This window comes from Xanthomonas sp. PPL134, from assembly GCF_040595915.1.
GTDB lineage: Bacteria > Pseudomonadota > Gammaproteobacteria > Xanthomonadales > Xanthomonadaceae > Xanthomonas_A > Xanthomonas_A indica.
The window spans coordinates 175865-193454 of record NZ_JAMDLL010000002.1; the positions used below are offsets into that span (position 1 = coordinate 175865).

The window sequence follows — 17590 nt, forward strand, 5'->3', positions numbered from 1 at the left end:
GCTATCGTGGCGCCGCCCGCCACCGTGCCCGATCCGAGGGGATTGCCTTGTCGCTCTATCTGCTGCCGCTCTCTGCACCGTTCCTGCTGCTGGTCGCCGCCGTGCTCGGCTTCGTTCGCAGCGGCCGACGTCCCCGCCTGCTGCCCGCCTTCGCCGAAGGCACCGCGCTCGGCGCGCTGCTCGTCGCCATCGCCTCGCTGGCGCTGCTGATCGCGCGCGGCGCCGGCGACAGCGGCTTGATCGGCTGGAGCGGCATCGGCCTCTCGGTCCGGCTCGATGCGATGAGCGCCACGATGCTGCTGCTGGTCGCCTTCGTCGGCTGGATCGTGGTGCGCTACACCCGCACCTATCTCGACGGCGAGGCACGGCAGGGCTACTTCACCGGCTGGCTGTGCGTCGCGCTCGCGGCGGTGCTGCTGCTGGTGCAGGCCGGCAACCTGGTCCAGGTCGTGGTGGCCTGGATCGCGACCAGCGTCGCGCTCAATCGCCTGCTGCTGTTCTATCCCGACCGCGTGGCGGCGCAACGCGCCGCGCGCAAGAAGCGCCTGTTCTCCAGCATCGGCGCCATCGCCCTGATCTCAGCGGCGCTGCTTGTCTGGAAGAGCCTGGGCACCACCGACATCGCCACGATCAACACGCTGGCGCGCAGCGGCCAGCACGATTGGTTGCTGACGGCCGCCGCCGCCCTGCTCGCGCTGGCCGCGGTGCTGAAATCGGCGCAGTTCCCCACCCATGGCTGGCTCACCGAGATGATGGAGGCGCCTACGCCGGTGTCGGCGCTGCTGCACGCCGGCGTGGTCAACGGCGGCGGCTTCCTGCTGATCCGCTTCGCCGACCTGATGCTGGCCGCCCCCGGCGTGCTGGCCGTGCTGGCGATGCTGGGCGGGTTCACCGCGCTGTTCGGGGCGCTGGTGATGTTGACCCAGCCCGCGGTCAAGACCTCGCTGGCCTGGTCGACGGTCGCGCAGATGGGCTTCATGATCCTGCAGTGCGGGCTGGCGCTGTTTCCGCTGGCGCTGCTGCACATCGTCGCGCACTCGCTGTACAAGGCGCATGCCTTCCTGGCCTCCGGCGGCGCCGTCGAGCAAGTGGCATCCATTCGCCGGCCCGGGCCGGTTGCCGTGCCCAAGGGGGCGGCGGTGGGCCGCGCCTTCCTGATCGCGCTGGCGATCTATATCGGCATCGGCGCCGCCTTCGGGTTCGCCTTCGGCTTCGGGCACAAGTCGCCGCAGGCGCTGGCCCTGGGCGCCATCCTGATCTTCGGTGTGGCCTATCTGCTGGCCCAGGGCCTGGCCGATGCCGCGCCGCGCCCGCTCACCCGCAAGACCGCGCTCTACGCCAGCGCCGCCGCGATCGGCTACTTCGCCCTGCAGACCGCCGCCGAATGGCTGACCGCCGGCGTGCTGCCGGCGACGCCGGCACCGGGCCGGCTGGAGTGGACGCTGATGGCGCTGGCGGTGCTGAGCTTCGGCCTGGTGGCGGTGGCGCAGGCGCTGTTCCCGCTCTGGGCGACGCACCCGGCCGCCGCCGGATTGCGCGTGCATCTCGCCAACGGCCTGTATGCCAATGCCACGCTCGACCGCCTGCTCGGCGGCTGGTCCGTCCGCAAGACCCCGTGACCCTCAACCGCCAGGACACCCCCATGCCGATGACCACGACCGACGCAGCGCCCCTGTCCCACGCTGCGATCATCGCCGCCGCCGCGCGTGCGGCACGCGCCATTCCCCCGCTGTGGCCGCTCGCCTCGAGCGTGGCGGTCAATCCCTTCCTCGGCCAGGCCGGCGAACCGCTGCCGATCGCCGCGGCACGGCTGCGGCGCGCGGCCGGCATCGCGGTGACCATGCCGCGCCCCTGGTATGCGCAGCGGCTGCAGTCCGGCGAGATCGCCGAGGAGGATCTGCAGGCGGCCTGGCACAACGCGCCGGCCGCGCTGCGCCCGCCGAGCTTGTCCGCACTCAAGCGCGCCACCGAAGCCACGCGCCCTGCCCCGCACGCGATCCCCACGGTCGCCGATCTGGCGCGCGCTGCCTCGGCGATCGACTGGCCGGGCATCGTCGACGAGCGCATCGGGCACTGGGCCGCCGCCTATTTCGACCAGGGCCAGGCGCTGTGGGTCGCCGGACAGTCCAGTGGCGCCTACAGCGCCTGGCGTCAGGTCGCGATGCACGATCTGACGCCGGAAATCGCCGGACTCACCCGATTCGCGCAGCAGGTGGCGGATGCGCCAGCGACTGCCGAGGACGCGATCGTCGAGGGGGTTGCCCGCCTCGGCCTCCCGCCGGACGCGCTGGACGGCTATTTCCACCGACTGCTGACCACGCTCGGCGGCTGGAGCCAGGTTGCCCGCTATCGGCTCTGGCAGGCGGAATTGAGCGGCGGAACCGATCCCTGCGTCACCGACCTGCTGGCCATCCGCATCAGCTGGGACGCCGCGCTGCTGGGCAAGTTCGGCGCGGCGATCGCGCCGCAGTGGCGGGGGGCCATCGCCGACTACGCCATGCCGGTGGCGGCGACGACGGACGATATCGTCGACGGCATCCTGCAGGAAGCAGCCGAACGCGCGGCACAACGGCGACTCGACGCCCTGCTCGCAGCGCCGGCTTCAACCCCGGTCGTTCCCGACCGGATGACGTTGCAGATGGCTTTCTGCATCGATGTGCGCTCGGAAGTGTTTCGCCGCGCCCTGGAAAGCGTCGATTCCGGCATCCAGACCCTCGGATTCGCCGGCTTCTTCGGGCTGGGCATCGGCCATCGGCGGTTCGCCTCGGATGTGGTCGAGGCGCGCCTTCCGGTGCTGCTGACGCCGGGTTTGCATACCTGCGCAGAAGAGGCGACGTCGTCGCGGGCCAAGTCCGACCTCGCCGCGCGGATCACGGCGCGAGCGAAGCGGGCCTGGGGTCGCTTCAAGCTGGCCGCCATTTCCTCGTTCGCCTTCGTCGAGGCCACCGGCCCGATCTACGTCGCCAAGCTGCTGCGCGATGGATTGGGACTGACCCGTCATCCCGCGCCGAGCGACCCCACGCCACGTCCAGCCGACGCGCTCGATCTCGACGCGCGGTTGACCATGGCCACCCGCATCCTCAAGGCGATGTCGCTCACCACCGATTTCGCTCGGTTGGTCGTGATCGCCGGCCATGGGGCCAACGTGGTCAACAATCCGCATGCCAGCGCCTTGCACTGCGGCGCTTGCGGCGGCTACTCGGGCGAAGTGAACGCGCGGCTGCTCGCCGGGTTGCTCAACGCCCCCGAGGTGCGCGCCGGCCTTGTCGAACGCGGCATCGCGATTCCCGCGGATACCTTGTTCGTGGCTGCACTGCACGACACCACGACCGACGCAGTCACGCTCTACAGCGTCGATCATCCCTCGCCCGCGCATGCCGCCGATCTCGAGCAGGCCGCACGTTGGTTGCACGCCGCCGGCGCGCTGGCGCGGGGCGAGCGCGCCCTGCGCTTGCCCCGCGCGCAGCGCAGCCAGGACATCGCGCATCGCGCCCGCGACTGGGCCGAGCTGCGCCCCGAATGGGCGTTGGCCGGCTGCCAGGCCTTCATCGCCGCGCCACGCTCACGCACGGCCGGGCGCGACCTTGCCGGACGGGCCTTCCTCCACGACTACGACTGGCGCCGCGACGAAGGCTTCGGCGTACTGGAACTGATCCTGACCGCCCCGGTCGTGGTCGCCAGCTGGATCAGCCTGCAGTACTACGGCTCGACGGTGGCGCCCGAGGTCTTCGGCGCGGGCAACAAGCTGCTGCACAACGTCACCGGCGGCATCGGTGTGGTCGAGGGCAACGGCGGCCTGTTGCGCGGTGGATTGCCGTGGCAGTCGGTGCACGACGGCGAACGGCTGATCCACGAACCGCTGCGGCTTTCCGTGCTGATCGAGGCACCGGCCGACGCGATCACCGACATCCTCGAACGCCACCCGCAAGTCCGCTCGCTGTTCGACAATCGGTGGCTGCATCTGTTCGCGCTGGACGACGCGGGGCGGATGGCGTGGCGCTATGGCGGCGATCTGCACTGGGAGGCGTGCCTGGACGATGCGCTGTCGCCGCGCACGACCGCGCCCGCGCTTGCGTGACGCAGGATGCCGCCCATCCTGCACACCCGAACGAAACGCGCCCGCATCAAGCAGCGCCGCCATTGCCGCAGCCATCGTGCGACGATCGGATCCACCACTCCGCGAAGATTCGACCGGTGGCGGGCTGTCGGCTACAGCGTGGGAACGGTACCGCCATCGATCCGATACTCGGCCCCTGCGATCGAAGCGGACCGCGGGGACGCCAGGAACGCGATCAAGTCGGCCACCTCGTGTGGCTTGGCGGGTCGGCCCACGGGAATCCCGCCGAGCCAATCCATCACCAGGCGCTTGCCGCCTTCGTAATCCGTTCCGGCCCCTTTCGCCATCCGCTGCGCAAACGCCACGGAGGCCTCGGTCTCGATCCAGCCCGGCGCAACGCTCAGCACGCGCACTCCCTTCGGCGTGACCTCTCTCGCCAGCGACTTGCTGTAGGTCGTGAGCGCTCCCTTGGCAGCGGCGTATGCGGTCGTGGATTCGGGCAGCGGCAGCACGCGCTGGATGGAGCTGACGTGGATGATGACGCCAGAGCCCTGCGCCAACATTGCCGGCAGCAGCGCACGATCCAGGCGTACGGCCGGCATCAGGTTCAGGTTCAACTCGGCGAGCCAGTGCGCATCGCTGATCGCAGCGAAACCGCCACCAGGCGTGTTCGAACCACCGAGCACGTTGATCAGGATGTCCACGCCGCCCCAGTCCTGCAGGACGCGTTGAGCGAGGTGACTCGTCCCTTCCGCGGTCGCCAGATCGGCAGCGATGTAGTCGACGCCAGTTACCCGGTGCGCTGGCAGGCTGCGCGCGGAAGTCATCACCCGCGCGCCGGCCTGCGCAAGGGCGTTCACGACTGCAGCGCCGAGACCCAACGTGCCACCGGTAACCAGGGCCCGCAGGCCACTGAGCTGAAGGTCGAAGTTCATGCCGTGACCTCCAGCGCTGCGATCAGGCCGCCTTCCAGGCGAAAACGGTAGGCCAGCACGACCGGGCTGCCAGGGAAGTTGCCGGCGACGTTGGCACGGACGCATTGGATGTCGTTTTCCTGCTCGATGGCGAACGGCTGGCTCGTCGCGCTGAACTTGGCCGACGCCTCGGCCATGAAGGTCTTGATGGCATCGATTCCGGTGTAGGTATGACCGTTGTCGTTGAAGACCGCATGCGCGGTAAAGCAATGCGTCAAGGCGTCGGGGCTGTGTTCGGCCGCGAAGTACGCCGCAATCGGCTCAGGAAGGGGCAAGGTCTGCATGTGTCGGTTCCAGGGGCAGTGAGGCCTCAGGATGCGCGCCGCCATGCATTCAGTGAATGCCTTAGAATCGGAATGGGTTATGTAGGAAATGCCACATAATGCGTGGATCCGACTTCGCCGAACTGAAGGCCTTCGTGGCGGTCGTGGAGCGCCGCAGCTTTGCCCGCGCGGCGGAACAGCTCGGCCTGTCGCCGTCGGCGCTCAGCCAGACCATCCGGCAGCTCGAGGGCCGCATCGGCGCGCGCCTGCTGAATCGCACGACGCGCAGCGTCGCACCATCGGCCAGTGGCGAACTGCTCTACAGGCGCATCGCGCCGTTGTTCCGCGAGATGGCCGCTGCGGTCGCCGAAGCCGGCGAGGCGACAGGGCAGATGAAAGGCACGCTTCGCATCAACACGCTGGGCATCGCCGCGAGAACCATCATTGCGCCCAGGCTTTCCCGCTTTCATCAGATACACCCTGACGTGGTGCTCGACATCGTGGTCGACGACGCGTTGGCGGATATCGTCGTTGGCCGCTTTGACGCTGGCATCCGCGTGGGCGGGCAGCTCGAAAAAGACATGATCGCGGTCCGCCTCACCCCGGACTTGAACATGGTCGCGGTGGCGTCACCGGACTATCTCGCGCGTCGCGGGACGCCCCAATCACCGGCCGAATTGCACGCGCATGCGTGCATCAACTGGCGGCTCCAGGTGGACGGCCGGCAGTATCGGTGGGAGTTCAAGAAACGCGGGCAGCGACGCGAAGTGGCGGTGGACGGCCCCATCGTCACCAATCATGCCGACATCGGCATTGCCGCGGCACTGAATGGACTAGGCATCGCCTATCACTTCGAGCGCGATGGCGTGGGTGAGCTTCTGGCCCAGGGACGGCTGATCCAGGTCCTGCCGGACTGGACGATCTCGCGCCCTGGCCTGTTCCTCTACTACCCGAACCGGCAGCATCGACCGGCGCTGCTCGGTGCATTCATCGACTGTCTGCTGGATCGCGCACCGTTCGATCGGCCAGCAGGTCGGGCCGGTTGACTGACACGTCTTTCATTCGAATCACGTCGCGGATTGCGGCGACGACGATGCAAACGGGTGTCCCTGACGCAGCATGTCCTCGCGCCCTGCGGCCCTTCTGGACATGAACCTGGGCAGGTGAGACAGACGCCGAGATGTGTAACGGAGCAGCAGACCGCACACAGCGACAACACAGCCTACGGCGACAGCCTCGATTCTCGGATCCCGCTTCGGCCGAGCTAGCGGACAGGTCCCTGCAGGGCCACCCTCCGGTGCGCGCAGGAGTCGATTCCGACTCCTGCGAGAACCCTCACTCCCACTCGATCGTCGCCGGCGGCTTCCCGGAGATGTCGTACACCACCCGCGACACGCCACGCAGTTCGTTGATGATGCGGTTGCTCACCGTGCCAAGGAAGTCGTACGGCAGGTGCGCCCAGTGCGCGGTCATGAAGTCGATGGTCTCGACCGCGCGCAGCGCGATCACCCACTCGTAGGCGCGGGCGTCGCCGACCACGCCGACCGACTTCACCGGCAGGAACACGGCGAAGGCCTGGCTGGTCTTGTCGTACAAATCGGCCTTGCGCAGTTCGTCGATGAAGATCGCATCGGCCTTGGCCAGCAGTTCGGCGTACTCGCGCTTCACCTCGCCGAGGATCCGCACGCCCAGCCCGGGGCCGGGGAACGGATGGCGGTAGACCATGCTGCGCGGCAGGCCGAGTTCGACGCCCAGGCGCCGCACTTCGTCCTTGAACAGTTCGCGCAGCGGCTCGACCAGGCCCAGCTTCATGTGCTCGGGCAGGCCGCCGACGTTGTGGTGGCTCTTGATGACGTGGGCCTTGCCGGTCTTGCTGCCGGCCGACTCGATCACGTCCGGGTAGATAGTGCCCTGCGCCAGCCACTTGGCGTTGCGGAGCTTGTTCGACTCTTCGTCGAAGATCTCCACGAACAGGTTGCCGATGATCTTGCGCTTGGCTTCCGGGTCGCTGACGCCGGCCAGCGCCTGGAAGTAGCGGTCGGCGGCGTTGACCCGGATCACCTTGACGCCCATGTGCTCGGCGAACATCGCCATCACTTGGTCGCCTTCCTGCCAGCGCAGCAGGCCGGTGTCGACGAACACGCAGGTCAGCTTGTCGCCGATCGCCTTGTGCAGCAGTGCGGCGACCACCGACGAATCCACGCCGCCGGACAGGCCGAGGATCACTTCGTCGTCGCCGACCTGGGCGCGCACGCGGGCGATCTGGTCGTCGATGATGTTGGCCGCGGTCCACAGCGTGGCGCAGCCGCACACGTCGACCACGAAGCGGCGCAGCAGGGTCTGGCCCTGCAGGGTGTGGGTCACTTCCGGATGGAACTGCACGCCGTACCAGCGCTTGGCCTCGTTGGCCATGGCCGCGACCGGGATGCGGTCGGTGACGGCGGTGATGGTGAAGCCCGGCGGCACCTGCGACACGTGGTCGCCGTGGCTCATCCACACATTCAAGCGCGCGCTGCCGGGGTGATCGCTGAGCCCGGAGAACAGCGCGTCGGCGGCCACCACCTCGACCTCGGCATGGCCGAACTCGCGCTGATCCGCCGCTTCGGTGACGCCACCGAGCTGCGCGGCCAGGGTCTGCATGCCGTAGCAGATGCCGAAGATCGGCAGGCCGCTGTCGAACACTGCCTGCGGCGCGGCCGGCGCACCCGGCAGCGTGGTCGATTCCGGGCCACCGGAGAGGATGATGCCCTTGGCGCCGAAGCCGGCGATCTCGGCAGGATCGTGGTCCCACGCCCAGATCTCGCAGTACACGCCCAGTTCGCGAATGCGCCGCGCGATCAACTGCGTGTACTGCGCACCGAAATCGAGGATGAGGATCTTGTCGCTGTGGATGTTGGTCATTGGGGCCGGGAATCGAGAACGGAGAATCGGGAATGGGCAAAGCGGTGCAGACGCTGGTTCATCGATTCCCGACTCCCGATTCCCCATTCCCGGATGGGCGTCAGCCCATCCTGTAGTTCGGCGGCTCCTTGGTGATCTGCACGTCGTGGACGTGGCTCTCGCGCTGGCCGGCACCGGTGATGGTGACGAACTTCGGCTTGGTGCGCATGTCCTCGATGGTGGCGCAGCCCACGTAGCCCATGGTCGCGCGCAGGCCGCCGATCAGCTGGTGGATGATGCCGCTGAGCGGGCCGCGGTACGGCACGCGGCCTTCGATGCCTTCCGGCACCAACTTGTCGGCGTCGGAGGCGTCCTGGAAGTAACGGTCCTTGCTGCCCTTCTCCATCGCGCCCAGGCTGCCCATGCCGCGGTAGCTCTTGTAGCTGCGGCCCTGGAACAGTTCGACCTCGCCCGGGGCTTCCTCGGTACCGGCGAACAGGCCGCCGACCATCACCGTGGAGGCGCCGGCGACCAGCGCCTTGCCGATGTCGCCGGAGTAGCGGATGCCGCCGTCGGCGATCAGCGGGATGCGGTCCTGCAGCGCCTCGGCGACCATGTCGATCGCGGTGATTTGCGGCACGCCGACGCCGGCGACCACGCGCGTAGTGCAGATCGAGCCGGGGCCCACGCCGACCTTGACCGCGTCGGCACCGGCGTCCATCAGCGCCAGCGCGGCGTCGCCGGTGACGATGTTGCCGCCGATCACCTGCAGCTGCGGGTAGGTCTTCTTGACCCAGGCCACGCGCTCGATCACGCCCTGCGAATGGCCGTGCGCGGTGTCGACGATGACCACGTCCACGCCGGCCGCGGCCAGCAGCTCGATGCGCTGTTCGGTGTCGCCGCCGACGCCCACCGCGGCACCGACCAGCAGCCGCGTGGCGGCGTCCTTGGCGGCGTTGGGGTTGTCGGTCTTCTTCTGGATGTCCTTGACCGTGATCAGGCCGCGCAGCTCGAAGCCGTCGTTGACCACCAGGATCTTCTCGATGCGGTGGCGGTGCAGCAACTGCAGCACTTCCTCGTCGCTGGCGCCTTCGCGCACGGTGACCAGGCGATCCTTCTTGGTCATGATGTGGCGGACCGGATCGTCGAGCTTCTTCTCGAAGCGCATGTCGCGGCTGGTGACGATGCCGACCAGTTCGCTGCCGTCCACCACCGGCACGCCGGAGATGTTGCGGGCGCGGGTGAGTTTCAGCACCTCGCCGATGGTGGTCTCCGGACCGACCGTGAACGGCTCGGTGATGACGCCGGCCTCGAACTTCTTGACCTTGGCCACTTCGGCGGCCTGCTGCGCCGGAGTCAGGTTCTTGTGGATGATGCCGATGCCGCCGAGCTGGGCCATGGCCACCGCCAGGCGGTGCTCGGTGACCGTGTCCATCGCGGCCGACAGGATCGGCAGTTTCAGGCGCAGGTCGCGGGTCAGCCGGGTTTCCAGGCTGACGTCCTTGGGCAGGACGGTCGAATGGGCGGGGACGAGCGAGACGTCGTCGTAGGTGAGAGCTTCAGCCTGGATGCGCAGCATCGGCGGACCCGAGTGTGGGGAAGCGCGGCATTTTAACGCATTTGGGGCGGGGATTGGGGATTCGGGAGTGGGGATTCGCAAAGGCAGCGCCCTGCGCGGCCGGCCGTTTGCCTGCCTATCAGATGGCCGATTTCGACGACCTACCGATCCCGAATGGGCCGTGCATGCGCTTTTGCTGTTGCTGTTACTTTAACGAATCCCGAATCCCGACTCCCGGCTTTCCACAGCCGAATGGCTGGTCATCCCGCCGCCTCAGCGGCCTCAATCGTGTTCTGCATCAGCGTCGCCACCGTCATCGGCCCCACCCCGCCCGGCACCGGGGTGATCCAGCTGGCGCGCTGCGCCGCCGCATCGAAGCCGACGTCGCCGACCAGGCGGCCATCGTCCAGGCGGTTGATGCCGACGTCGATCACCACCGCGCCCGGCTTGACCCACTCGCCCGGGATCAGCCCCGGCCGGCCCACCGCCACCACCAGGATGTCGGCGTCGCGCACCCGCGCCTGCAGCACCTCCGGCGGGGTGAACTTGTGGCAGCAGCTGACCGTGCAGCCGGCGATCAGCAGTTCCAGCGCCATCGGCCGGCCAACGTGGTTGCTGACGCCGACGATGGTGGCGTTGCGCCCGCGCACCGGCTGGTCGGTGTGTGCCAGCAGGGTGACAATGCCGCGCGGCGTGCACGGGCGCAGGCCGAATTCGCGCAGCGCCAGGTGGCCGACGTTCTCCGGATGGAAACCGTCCACGTCCTTGCGCGGATCGATGCGGTGGATCAGCCGGCTGGCATCGGGGATGCCCGGCAGCGGCAACTGCACCAGGATGCCGTGGATCTTGGGATCGGCATTGAGCCGGTCGATCAGCGCCAGCAGGTCGGCCTCGCTGGTGCCCGCCGGCAGGTCGTAGTCGAACGCCTCGATGCCGACCTTCTCGGCCGCGCGGCGCTTGTTGCGCACGTATACCGTGGACGCCGGATCGCCGCCCACCAGCACCACCGCCAGCCCGGGGCGCGACTGCCCGGCCGCCAGCCGCACGTCGACCCGCGCCTTGAGCTGGTCGAGCAGGTCGTCGGCGATGCGCCGCCCGTCGAGGATGCGGGCCGGGACGGAGGAAGCGGACACGGAATCGGTCATCGGGGCGGGCGGGTGTAGAGTCGGGGGATGTCCATTGTCCCCGATTCCGCCATGACCGACACCACCCGCATCGAGGCCGCCGCCTTCCGCCGCCTATTGCAGCACCTCAACCAGGACCGCCCCGACGTGCAGAACATCGACCTGATGATCCTGGCCGGGTTCTGCCGCAACTGCCTGGCCGACTGGTACCGCGAGGCGGCGGCGGCCGAGGGCGAAGAGCTCAGCAAGGAACAGGCGCGCGAACGCGTCTACGGCATGCCGTTCGCCGACTGGAAGGCGCAGCATCAGGCCGAGGCCACCCCGGCGCAACTGGCCGCCTTCGCCGAGGCGCAGCGCAAGCACGGCTAGCGATGCTGCGCTACACCGCGATCGCGGCCGCCACTCTCGCCGCGGCCTATGTGGTGGTCTGTACTCTGCTCTACCTGGGCCAGCGCGACCTGCTGTACGTCCCGCAGGGCACGCGGGTGGCACCGGCGCAGACCGACTTCGCGCTGCGGCGCAGTGCGGACGTGCAGGTGCGCGGCTGGCAGGTCAATCCTGGCCGCGACAAGGTGCTGCTGTACTTCGGCGGCAATGCCGAGGACCTGCGCCAGGCACGCGTGCAGTTGCAGGCCGCCCTGCCCGACCACAGCCTCTACCTGCTCGCCTACCGCGGCTATGGCGCCAGCGATGGCACGCCCAGCGAGACCGCACTGGTCGGCGATGCCGTGGCGCTGTACGACCACGTGCGTGCCGCGCAGCCGCAGGCGCAGATCGCGGTGCTGGGGCGCAGCCTGGGCAGCGGCGTGGCCAGCCAACTGGCGGCGCGTCGCGCGGTGGCGCGGCTGGTGCTGGTGACGCCGTTCGACAGCCTGGTCTCGGCGGCGCAGGCGCACTATCCGTGGGTCCCGGTGCGCTGGCTGCTGCGCGACCGCTACGACTCGGCGCAGGCCTTGCGCGCTTACCGCGGCCCGCTGCTGATCCTGCGTGCCGGCCACGATCAGGTGGTGCCTCCGGCCAGCACCGATGCCCTGCTCGAAGCCCTGCCGCAGCGCCCGACCGTGGTCGCTTTCTCGCAGGCCGACCACAACGACATCAGCGACGATCCAGACTACATGCGGGCGCTGCAGGCGTTCCTTCGCTGAGGCTGGGCGCCTGTCGTAGACGCGGCGTTAGCCGCGACCAGGCGTTCCCGGAAGACACTGTCGCGGCTGAAGCCGCTCGTACAACTCCCCGCCAACGATTGCGGCTATGTGCCGTCACTTTGCTGCGCTGGCTCCATCAAACGACATCAGCGACGGTCCTGGGCTACGTGCAGGCGTTGCAGGCGTTCTTTCGCTGATGCTGGGCGCCGTCGGAGGAGCGGCTTAGCCGCGACCAGGCGTTCCCGGGAAGGCACTGTCGCGGCTGAAGCCGCGCCTACAACTTCCCGCCAACGATTGCGGCTATGTGCCGTCACGCTCCTGCGCTGGCTCCGTCACCGGCACGCCTTCCGGATTCAGCGTGCGGCTTTCGCGCCGCGGCGGCGTGAACGGGGTCGGCGTGGGCACGGCCGGCGTGATGTTGCCGTACATCAGGCCGGCGCCGGCGCGCACGGTGCCGGCGGCGATCTCCAGTTCCAGCCGCTCGGCATCGCGGCGGCGGATCTCGCGGGCGATGGAGCGGGCTTCGCTCTCGTCCATGCCCAACTCGATCAGCGCGGCCTGGCCGAACTCCACCGCGGATTCGAACGTTTCGCGGATGTGGTAGTCGACGCCGGCGGCGATCAGCTCCAGCGCGTGCTCGCGGTCGTAGGAGCGCACCAGCAGCTTGGCCTGCGGAAACTCGGTGGTGGCCAGTTCGACGATGCGGTTGGCCGCCTCGCGGTTGTCGACGCACACCGCGATGGCGCGGGCGCTGTGCGCGCCGGAGGCGTGCAGCACGTCCAGGCGGGTGCCGTCGCCGTAGTAGATCTTGAAGCCGAACTTGGCCGCGCTCTGGATCATCTCGATGTCGTTGTCGATGATGGTCACGTCCACGTCGCGCGCCAGCAGCGACTGGCTGGCGACCTGGCCGAAGCGGCCGAAGCCGATGATCAGCACGCTGCCGGTGAGGCCGTCGGCCGCATCCACGCCTTCCATCGACGGCGCTTCCACCGGTGCCCAGCGCCGGTACAGCAGCACGAACAGCGGCGTCAGCGCCATCGACAGCACCACGATGGCGGTCAGGTTGGCGTTGATCTGCGCGTCGATGACCCCGGCGCCGCTGGCGGCGGCGAACAGCACGAAGGCGAACTCGCCGCCCTGCGCCATCAGCACGCCGCGATCCAGCGCCTGCGCATGGCCGCTGCCGGTGAGCCGCGCGACCAAGTAGATGCACGCGGCCTTGGCCGCCATGAAGGCGAGCACGCCGCTGAGGATCAGGGTCCAGTTGGCCGCCACCACCGCCAGGTTCAGCGCCATGCCGACACCGAGGAAGAACAACCCCAGCAGGATGCCGCGGAACGGCTCGATGTCGGCTTCGATCTGGTGGCGGAAGGTCGATTCGGACAGCAGCACGCCGGCCAGGAACGCCCCCATCGCCATCGACAGCCCGCCGAGCTGCATCAGCAGCGCCGCGCCCAGTACCACCAGCAGGGCGGCCGCGGTCATCACCTCGCGCGCCTTGGCCGCGGCCAACAGCCGGAACAGCGGATTGAGCAGCCAGCGCCCGGCCGCCAGCAGACCGACGATCGCCGCGGCACCGACGCCGATGCCGATCCAGCGCGACGGCGCCGAGGCATCCGCCGGCACCGGCGCCATCCACGCCACCACCGCCAGCAGCGGCACGATCAACAGGTCTTCGAACAGCAGGATCGCCACGATCTTCTGCCCCGCCGGCAAGGCGATGTCGCCGCGCTCGCCGAGCAACTGCATCACCACCACGGTGGAGGTCAGCACGAAGCCCGAGGCAGCGATGAAGGCCACCGGCAGTGGAAACCCGAAGGCCAGGCCGACGCCGGTCAGCACGCTGGCGCAGACGATGATCTGCGCGGTGCCCAGACCGAAGATCTGCTTGCGCAGGCTCCACAGGTGCGATGGCCGCATTTCCAGGCCGATCACGAACAGGAACATGACCACGCCCAGTTCGGCGACGTGCAGGATGGCCTGCGGATCGGAGAACCAGCCCAGGCCGAATGGACCGATCGCCAGGCCGGCAGCGAGATAGCCGAGCACCGAGCCCAGGCCGAGCCGACGGAACACCGGCACCGCCACCACGGCAGCGCCGAGCAGCGCCACCACCTTGATCAATTCGCTGCTGTCGGCTGCACTGGTCATGCCCCGATTCTACGCACAAGGCCGGAGCATCCCCATGGATCGGGATGCGAGGTGAGACGCGGCGCACTGCGTGCTGCGCCCAACGCGCCTTCGTGATGCGTGCACGTGATCATGCACCGGACGATCGCGATCATGCGAGCAACGTGCAGACCACGCCTCCCTTCTCCCATCGGGAGAAGGTGCCCCGAAGGGGCGGATGAGGGTACGGGTACCGCTGCGTACAACGACGGCTAGTGCAGCCAGGCATTGCGAAGCGCTTCGCGCCCGTACCCTCACCCCAACCCCTCTCCCCGGAGGGAGAGGGGCTTAAGCGTGCGCGACGCTGCTGCAGCTATCGAGACCGCAAGCCCCTTCTCCCACCGGGAGAAGGCGCCCCGAAGGGGCGGATGAGGGTACGGACGCCGCCGCGAACAGCGACACCTAATGACAGCTAACGCTCAGCGCCACAGAACTGTGCATAGTCGATATAGCCTGGAAACGGCCGCTCCGGCGCGCACAGCGGACACTGCGGATCGGCGGACAGGCGGGTTTCGCGGAAGCGCATCGCCAGCGCGTCGAAATGCAGCAGGCGGCCGCGCAGCGGTTCGCCGATGTCCAGTAGCAACTTCAAGACTTCGTTGGCCTGCAGCAGGCCGACGATGCCGGGCAGCACGCCGAGGACGCCGGCATCGGCGCAGTTCGGTGCGAACTCCGGCGGCGGCGGCTCCGGGAACAGGCAGCGGTAGCACGGTGCCTGCCCGCGCCGGCGGCCGGCGTCGAACACGCTGACCTGGCCCTCGAAGCGCTGCACCGCGCCGTACACCAACGGCTTGCCCAGCTTCACGCAGGCGTCGTTGAGCAGGTAGCGCGCGGGGAAATTGTCAGAGCCGTCCAGCACCACGTCCACGTCCTGCAGCAGCCGCTCGACGTTGTCGGCGGTGACCCGCTCGCGCACCGCTTCCACCCGCACGCCCGGATTCAGGGCGCCCAGGCTTGCCGCGGCCGAGTCCACCTTGGCCTGGCCGATCCGCGCGTCGCCGTGCAGGATCTGCCGCTGCAGGTTGCTGCGCTCGACCACGTCGTCGTCGGCGATGCGCAACTGCCCCACCCCGGCGGCGGCTAGGTAGAAACCGGCCGGCGAGCCCAGGCCGCCGGCGCCGACCAGCAGCACGCGCGCGGCCTGCAGCCGGCGCTGGCCCTCGACCCCGACTTCGGGCAGGCGCAGATGCCGCGAATAGCGGTCGAAGAAGTCCTCCTGCTCCGGCGCCAGCGCCGGCCGCTGCAGCGGCAAGCCCTCGCGTTGCCAGCGCGTGGTGCCGCCCAGCACCGAGGCGACCTGCGGGTAGCCGGCCTGCGCCAGGAACACCGCGGTGTCGTGCGAGCGCTTGCCGCTCTGGCAGATCAGCAGCACCTCGGTGTCGGTGCCGAGATAGGCGGCCGGGTCGGCCTGCAACTGCGCGCGGGCCACGCCCTGCGCGCCGGCGGCCATGCCGGTGGCGCGCTCGTGCTCCTCGCGGATGTCGAGCAAGCGCGCACCCTGCGCCTGCCGCGCCTGCGCCTGTGCCGGGGTCAGTTCTCGAATGCCCATGCGCGCATTATCGGCGCAAACCGGGCCCGCGTCCGCCGTGCGCCGCGCCGCTCAGTACGGCACCACCTCGACCACGTCGCCGGCCTGGAACTGGCGCGCGCCCTCCTCCAATCGCAGCAGCACGTCGCTGTCGGCGGCTCCGCGCAGGCGATGCGAGCCGTCCGCAGGATTCGGTTCCGCCCACAGTTGGCCGTGCGCATCGCAGCGCATGCGCCCGCGCAGGAACTCCAGCCGGTCGTGGCGCTTGTCCCAGCCGGACGCCAGCCGTGCGCGCCAGGCCCGGTGCGGCTCGCTGCGCCGCTGCAGCGCATCCAGCAGGGGCCGCCCGATCGCCAGGAAGGTCGCCAGCACCGACACCGGATTGCCCGGCAGGCCGAGGAACAAGGCACGGTCCCACTCGCCGAACAGCAGCGGCATGCCCGGGCGCATGCGCACCTTCCAGAACAGGATGCGGCCGTGCTCGGCAAGCAGCCGCGGCAGGTAGTCCTTCTCGCCGGCGGAGACGCCGCCGCAGGTCAGCACCACGTCGAACGCCGAGGCCGCATCGGCGAGCATGGCCTGGATGCGCTGCGGATCGTCCGGCAGCGTCGGCCAGGCGGTCGGCGCCAGGCCGAGCAGGCGCAGCTGCGCCATCAGCATGTCGCGGTTGCTGTTGTAGATCTGGCCCGGCTGCAACGGCATGCCCGGCTCGACCAGTTCGTCGCCGGTGGCGAACACCGCCACGGTCGGCCGTGCCGCCACCGTCAGTTGGTCCATGCCCAGGGCCGCGGCCAGGCCGATGCGCGAGGGCGTCAGCAGCATGCCGGCCTCGAGCACGCGCTCGCCGGCACGCACGTCCTCGCCGCGCGCACGCACGTGTGCGCCGGCAAGGAGTCCGTCCGGGACCTGCACGAGACCATCGTGCTCGTGCACGTTCTCCTTGATCACCACCGTATCCGCACCGGCCGGCAGCGGCGCGCCGGTGGTCACCCGCAGGCATTCGCCGGGCGCGAGCGCCTGCTGCCGATCGGCGCCGGCGAACTGTTCGCCGGCCAGGCGCACGTCGGTCGGCGCCCCCGGGGTCAGGTCGGCATGGCGCAGCGCGAAGCCGTCCATCGCGCTGTTGGCGAACGGCGGCAGGTCGATCGGCGCCTCCAGCGGTTCCAGCAGGATGCGGCCATCGGCGCGCGACGCCGCCAGGCGCTCGCTGTTGACGGGGCGGGCACGCGCGGCGGCAGCGACGATCGCCAGCGCGTCGGTGTAGGCGATCCGGGAGGGATAGTCGGTCATGGTGGCGGCAGGATACCCGCTGCGGCCAAGTCCTGCGGCGTGTTCAGATTGCCCAGCACGAGTTCCGGCAACGCCACCGCCGCCATCCGCAGGCGCTGCTGCACCGCGCGTGGCGCATAGCGGGCGGCTACCAGCGCCTCGTCCAGCGCCGGGCGCAGCGCGGCTACCCGATACAGCGCCACCAGCGGCTGCGCGCCGGCGGCATCCTCGACCCAGGCGCCATCGCGGCCCACAGCGGCCGCGACCAGCGTGGCGGCCAGGTCCGGCGGCAACCGGCACAGGTCGACCGGCACGGTCAGCAGCCAGGGCGTGGCGCAGGCGGCGGCGAGTGCGTCCAGCCCGGCGATCGGTCCCAGCGAACGTTCGGCCTCGGCCGGCGCCGCGACACGGTCCGGCAGCGCCTGCAGGCCGATGCCGGCATAGCGCGACAGGCTGCGGTTGGCGCTGACCAGCACTGCGGCCACCTGCGGGGCCAACGCCTGCACCAGCCATTGCACCTGCGCCTGCCCGTCGCGTTGCAGCCAGGCCTTGTCACATCCGCCCAGGCGTTGCGCGCGGCCGCCGGCGAGAATGCCGAGGGTGATCGCGCGCTGCGGGTCCAT

14 protein-coding genes are annotated in these 17590 nt (G+C 69.5%); 5 read left to right on the plus strand and 9 right to left on the minus strand.

Features of this window, described 5'->3' with window-relative positions:
- The first annotated feature begins 47 nt into the window (after positions 1–47).
- Complete coding sequence (locus M3U25_RS06370) at positions 48–1619, plus strand: proton-conducting transporter membrane subunit (protein WP_355497316.1); 1572 nt, start codon at positions 48–50, stop codon at positions 1617–1619.
- 23 nt (positions 1620–1642) lie between these two features.
- Positions 1643–4078 carry a DUF2309 domain-containing protein gene (locus M3U25_RS06375; protein WP_355497313.1) on the plus strand — a complete coding sequence of 812 codons (2436 nt, stop codon included), beginning with the start codon at positions 1643–1645 and terminating at the stop codon, positions 4076–4078.
- A 131-nt stretch (positions 4079–4209) separates the two neighbouring features.
- Here M3U25_RS06375 and M3U25_RS06380 read toward each other — a convergent pair whose 3' ends face one another.
- Both M3U25_RS06380 and M3U25_RS06385 read right to left on the minus strand, forming a co-directional pair.
- Positions 4210–4992, minus strand: coding sequence for an SDR family oxidoreductase (locus tag M3U25_RS06380; protein ID WP_355497310.1), 783 nt, complete (start codon positions 4990–4992; stop codon positions 4210–4212).
- Entirely contained in the window at positions 4989–5315 is a 327-nt protein-coding gene (locus M3U25_RS06385; RefSeq protein ID WP_355497307.1) for a nuclear transport factor 2 family protein, read from the minus strand. Before M3U25_RS06385 ends, M3U25_RS06380 begins: the two co-directional genes overlap by 4 nt.
- A gap of 98 nt (positions 5316–5413) precedes the next feature.
- On the opposite strand from M3U25_RS06385, the gene M3U25_RS06390 reads away from it, so the two are divergent.
- Positions 5414–6340, plus strand: a complete 927-nt coding sequence (locus tag M3U25_RS06390; protein WP_355497304.1) for a LysR family transcriptional regulator — start codon at positions 5414–5416, stop codon at positions 6338–6340.
- A gap of 289 nt (positions 6341–6629) precedes the next feature.
- On the opposite strand, the gene guaA is transcribed toward M3U25_RS06390, so the two are convergent.
- The 3 genes from guaA to folD form a co-directional block, all read right to left on the minus strand.
- On the minus strand, positions 6630–8195 hold the full coding sequence (gene guaA, locus M3U25_RS06395) for a glutamine-hydrolyzing GMP synthase (RefSeq protein WP_355497301.1): 1566 nt from the start codon (positions 8193–8195) through the stop codon (positions 6630–6632).
- 100 nt (positions 8196–8295) lie between these two features.
- Positions 8296–9753 carry an IMP dehydrogenase gene (gene guaB / locus M3U25_RS06400; RefSeq protein ID WP_160963519.1) on the minus strand — a complete coding sequence of 486 codons (1458 nt, stop codon included), beginning with the start codon at positions 9751–9753 and terminating at the stop codon, positions 8296–8298.
- A 239-nt stretch (positions 9754–9992) separates the two neighbouring features.
- Positions 9993–10877: a bifunctional methylenetetrahydrofolate dehydrogenase/methenyltetrahydrofolate cyclohydrolase FolD gene (gene folD, locus M3U25_RS06405; RefSeq protein WP_355497296.1), complete on the minus strand. Its 885-nt coding sequence runs from the start codon at positions 10875–10877 to the stop codon at positions 9993–9995.
- Between the two features lie 51 nt (positions 10878–10928).
- On the opposite strand from folD, the gene M3U25_RS06410 reads away from it, so the two are divergent.
- Together M3U25_RS06410 and M3U25_RS06415 are read left to right on the plus strand one after the other, a co-directional pair.
- Positions 10929–11225, plus strand: a complete 297-nt coding sequence (locus M3U25_RS06410) for a DUF1244 domain-containing protein (RefSeq protein ID WP_242158977.1) — start codon at positions 10929–10931, stop codon at positions 11223–11225.
- Positions 11226–11227: 2 nt separating this feature from the next.
- The gene (locus M3U25_RS06415; RefSeq protein ID WP_355497292.1) at positions 11228–12001 is read left to right on the plus strand and encodes an alpha/beta fold hydrolase; all 774 of its coding nucleotides are present in this window, start codon (positions 11228–11230) and stop codon (positions 11999–12001) included.
- A 300-nt stretch (positions 12002–12301) separates the two neighbouring features.
- On the opposite strand, the gene M3U25_RS06420 is transcribed toward M3U25_RS06415, so the two are convergent.
- From M3U25_RS06420 to M3U25_RS06435, 4 genes are all read right to left on the minus strand, one after another.
- Positions 12302–14152: a monovalent cation:proton antiporter-2 (CPA2) family protein gene (locus M3U25_RS06420; protein ID WP_355497288.1), complete on the minus strand. Its 1851-nt coding sequence runs from the start codon at positions 14150–14152 to the stop codon at positions 12302–12304.
- Between the two features lie 430 nt (positions 14153–14582).
- On the minus strand, positions 14583–15719 hold the full coding sequence (gene moeB, locus M3U25_RS06425) for a molybdopterin-synthase adenylyltransferase MoeB (RefSeq protein WP_355497285.1): 1137 nt from the start codon (positions 15717–15719) through the stop codon (positions 14583–14585).
- Between the two features lie 51 nt (positions 15720–15770).
- Positions 15771–16988, minus strand: coding sequence for a gephyrin-like molybdotransferase Glp (gene glp, locus M3U25_RS06430; protein ID WP_355497282.1), 1218 nt, complete (start codon positions 16986–16988; stop codon positions 15771–15773).
- Complete coding sequence (locus tag M3U25_RS06435) at positions 16985–17590, minus strand: NTP transferase domain-containing protein (protein WP_355497279.1); 606 nt, start codon at positions 17588–17590, stop codon at positions 16985–16987. Before M3U25_RS06435 ends, glp begins: the two co-directional genes overlap by 4 nt.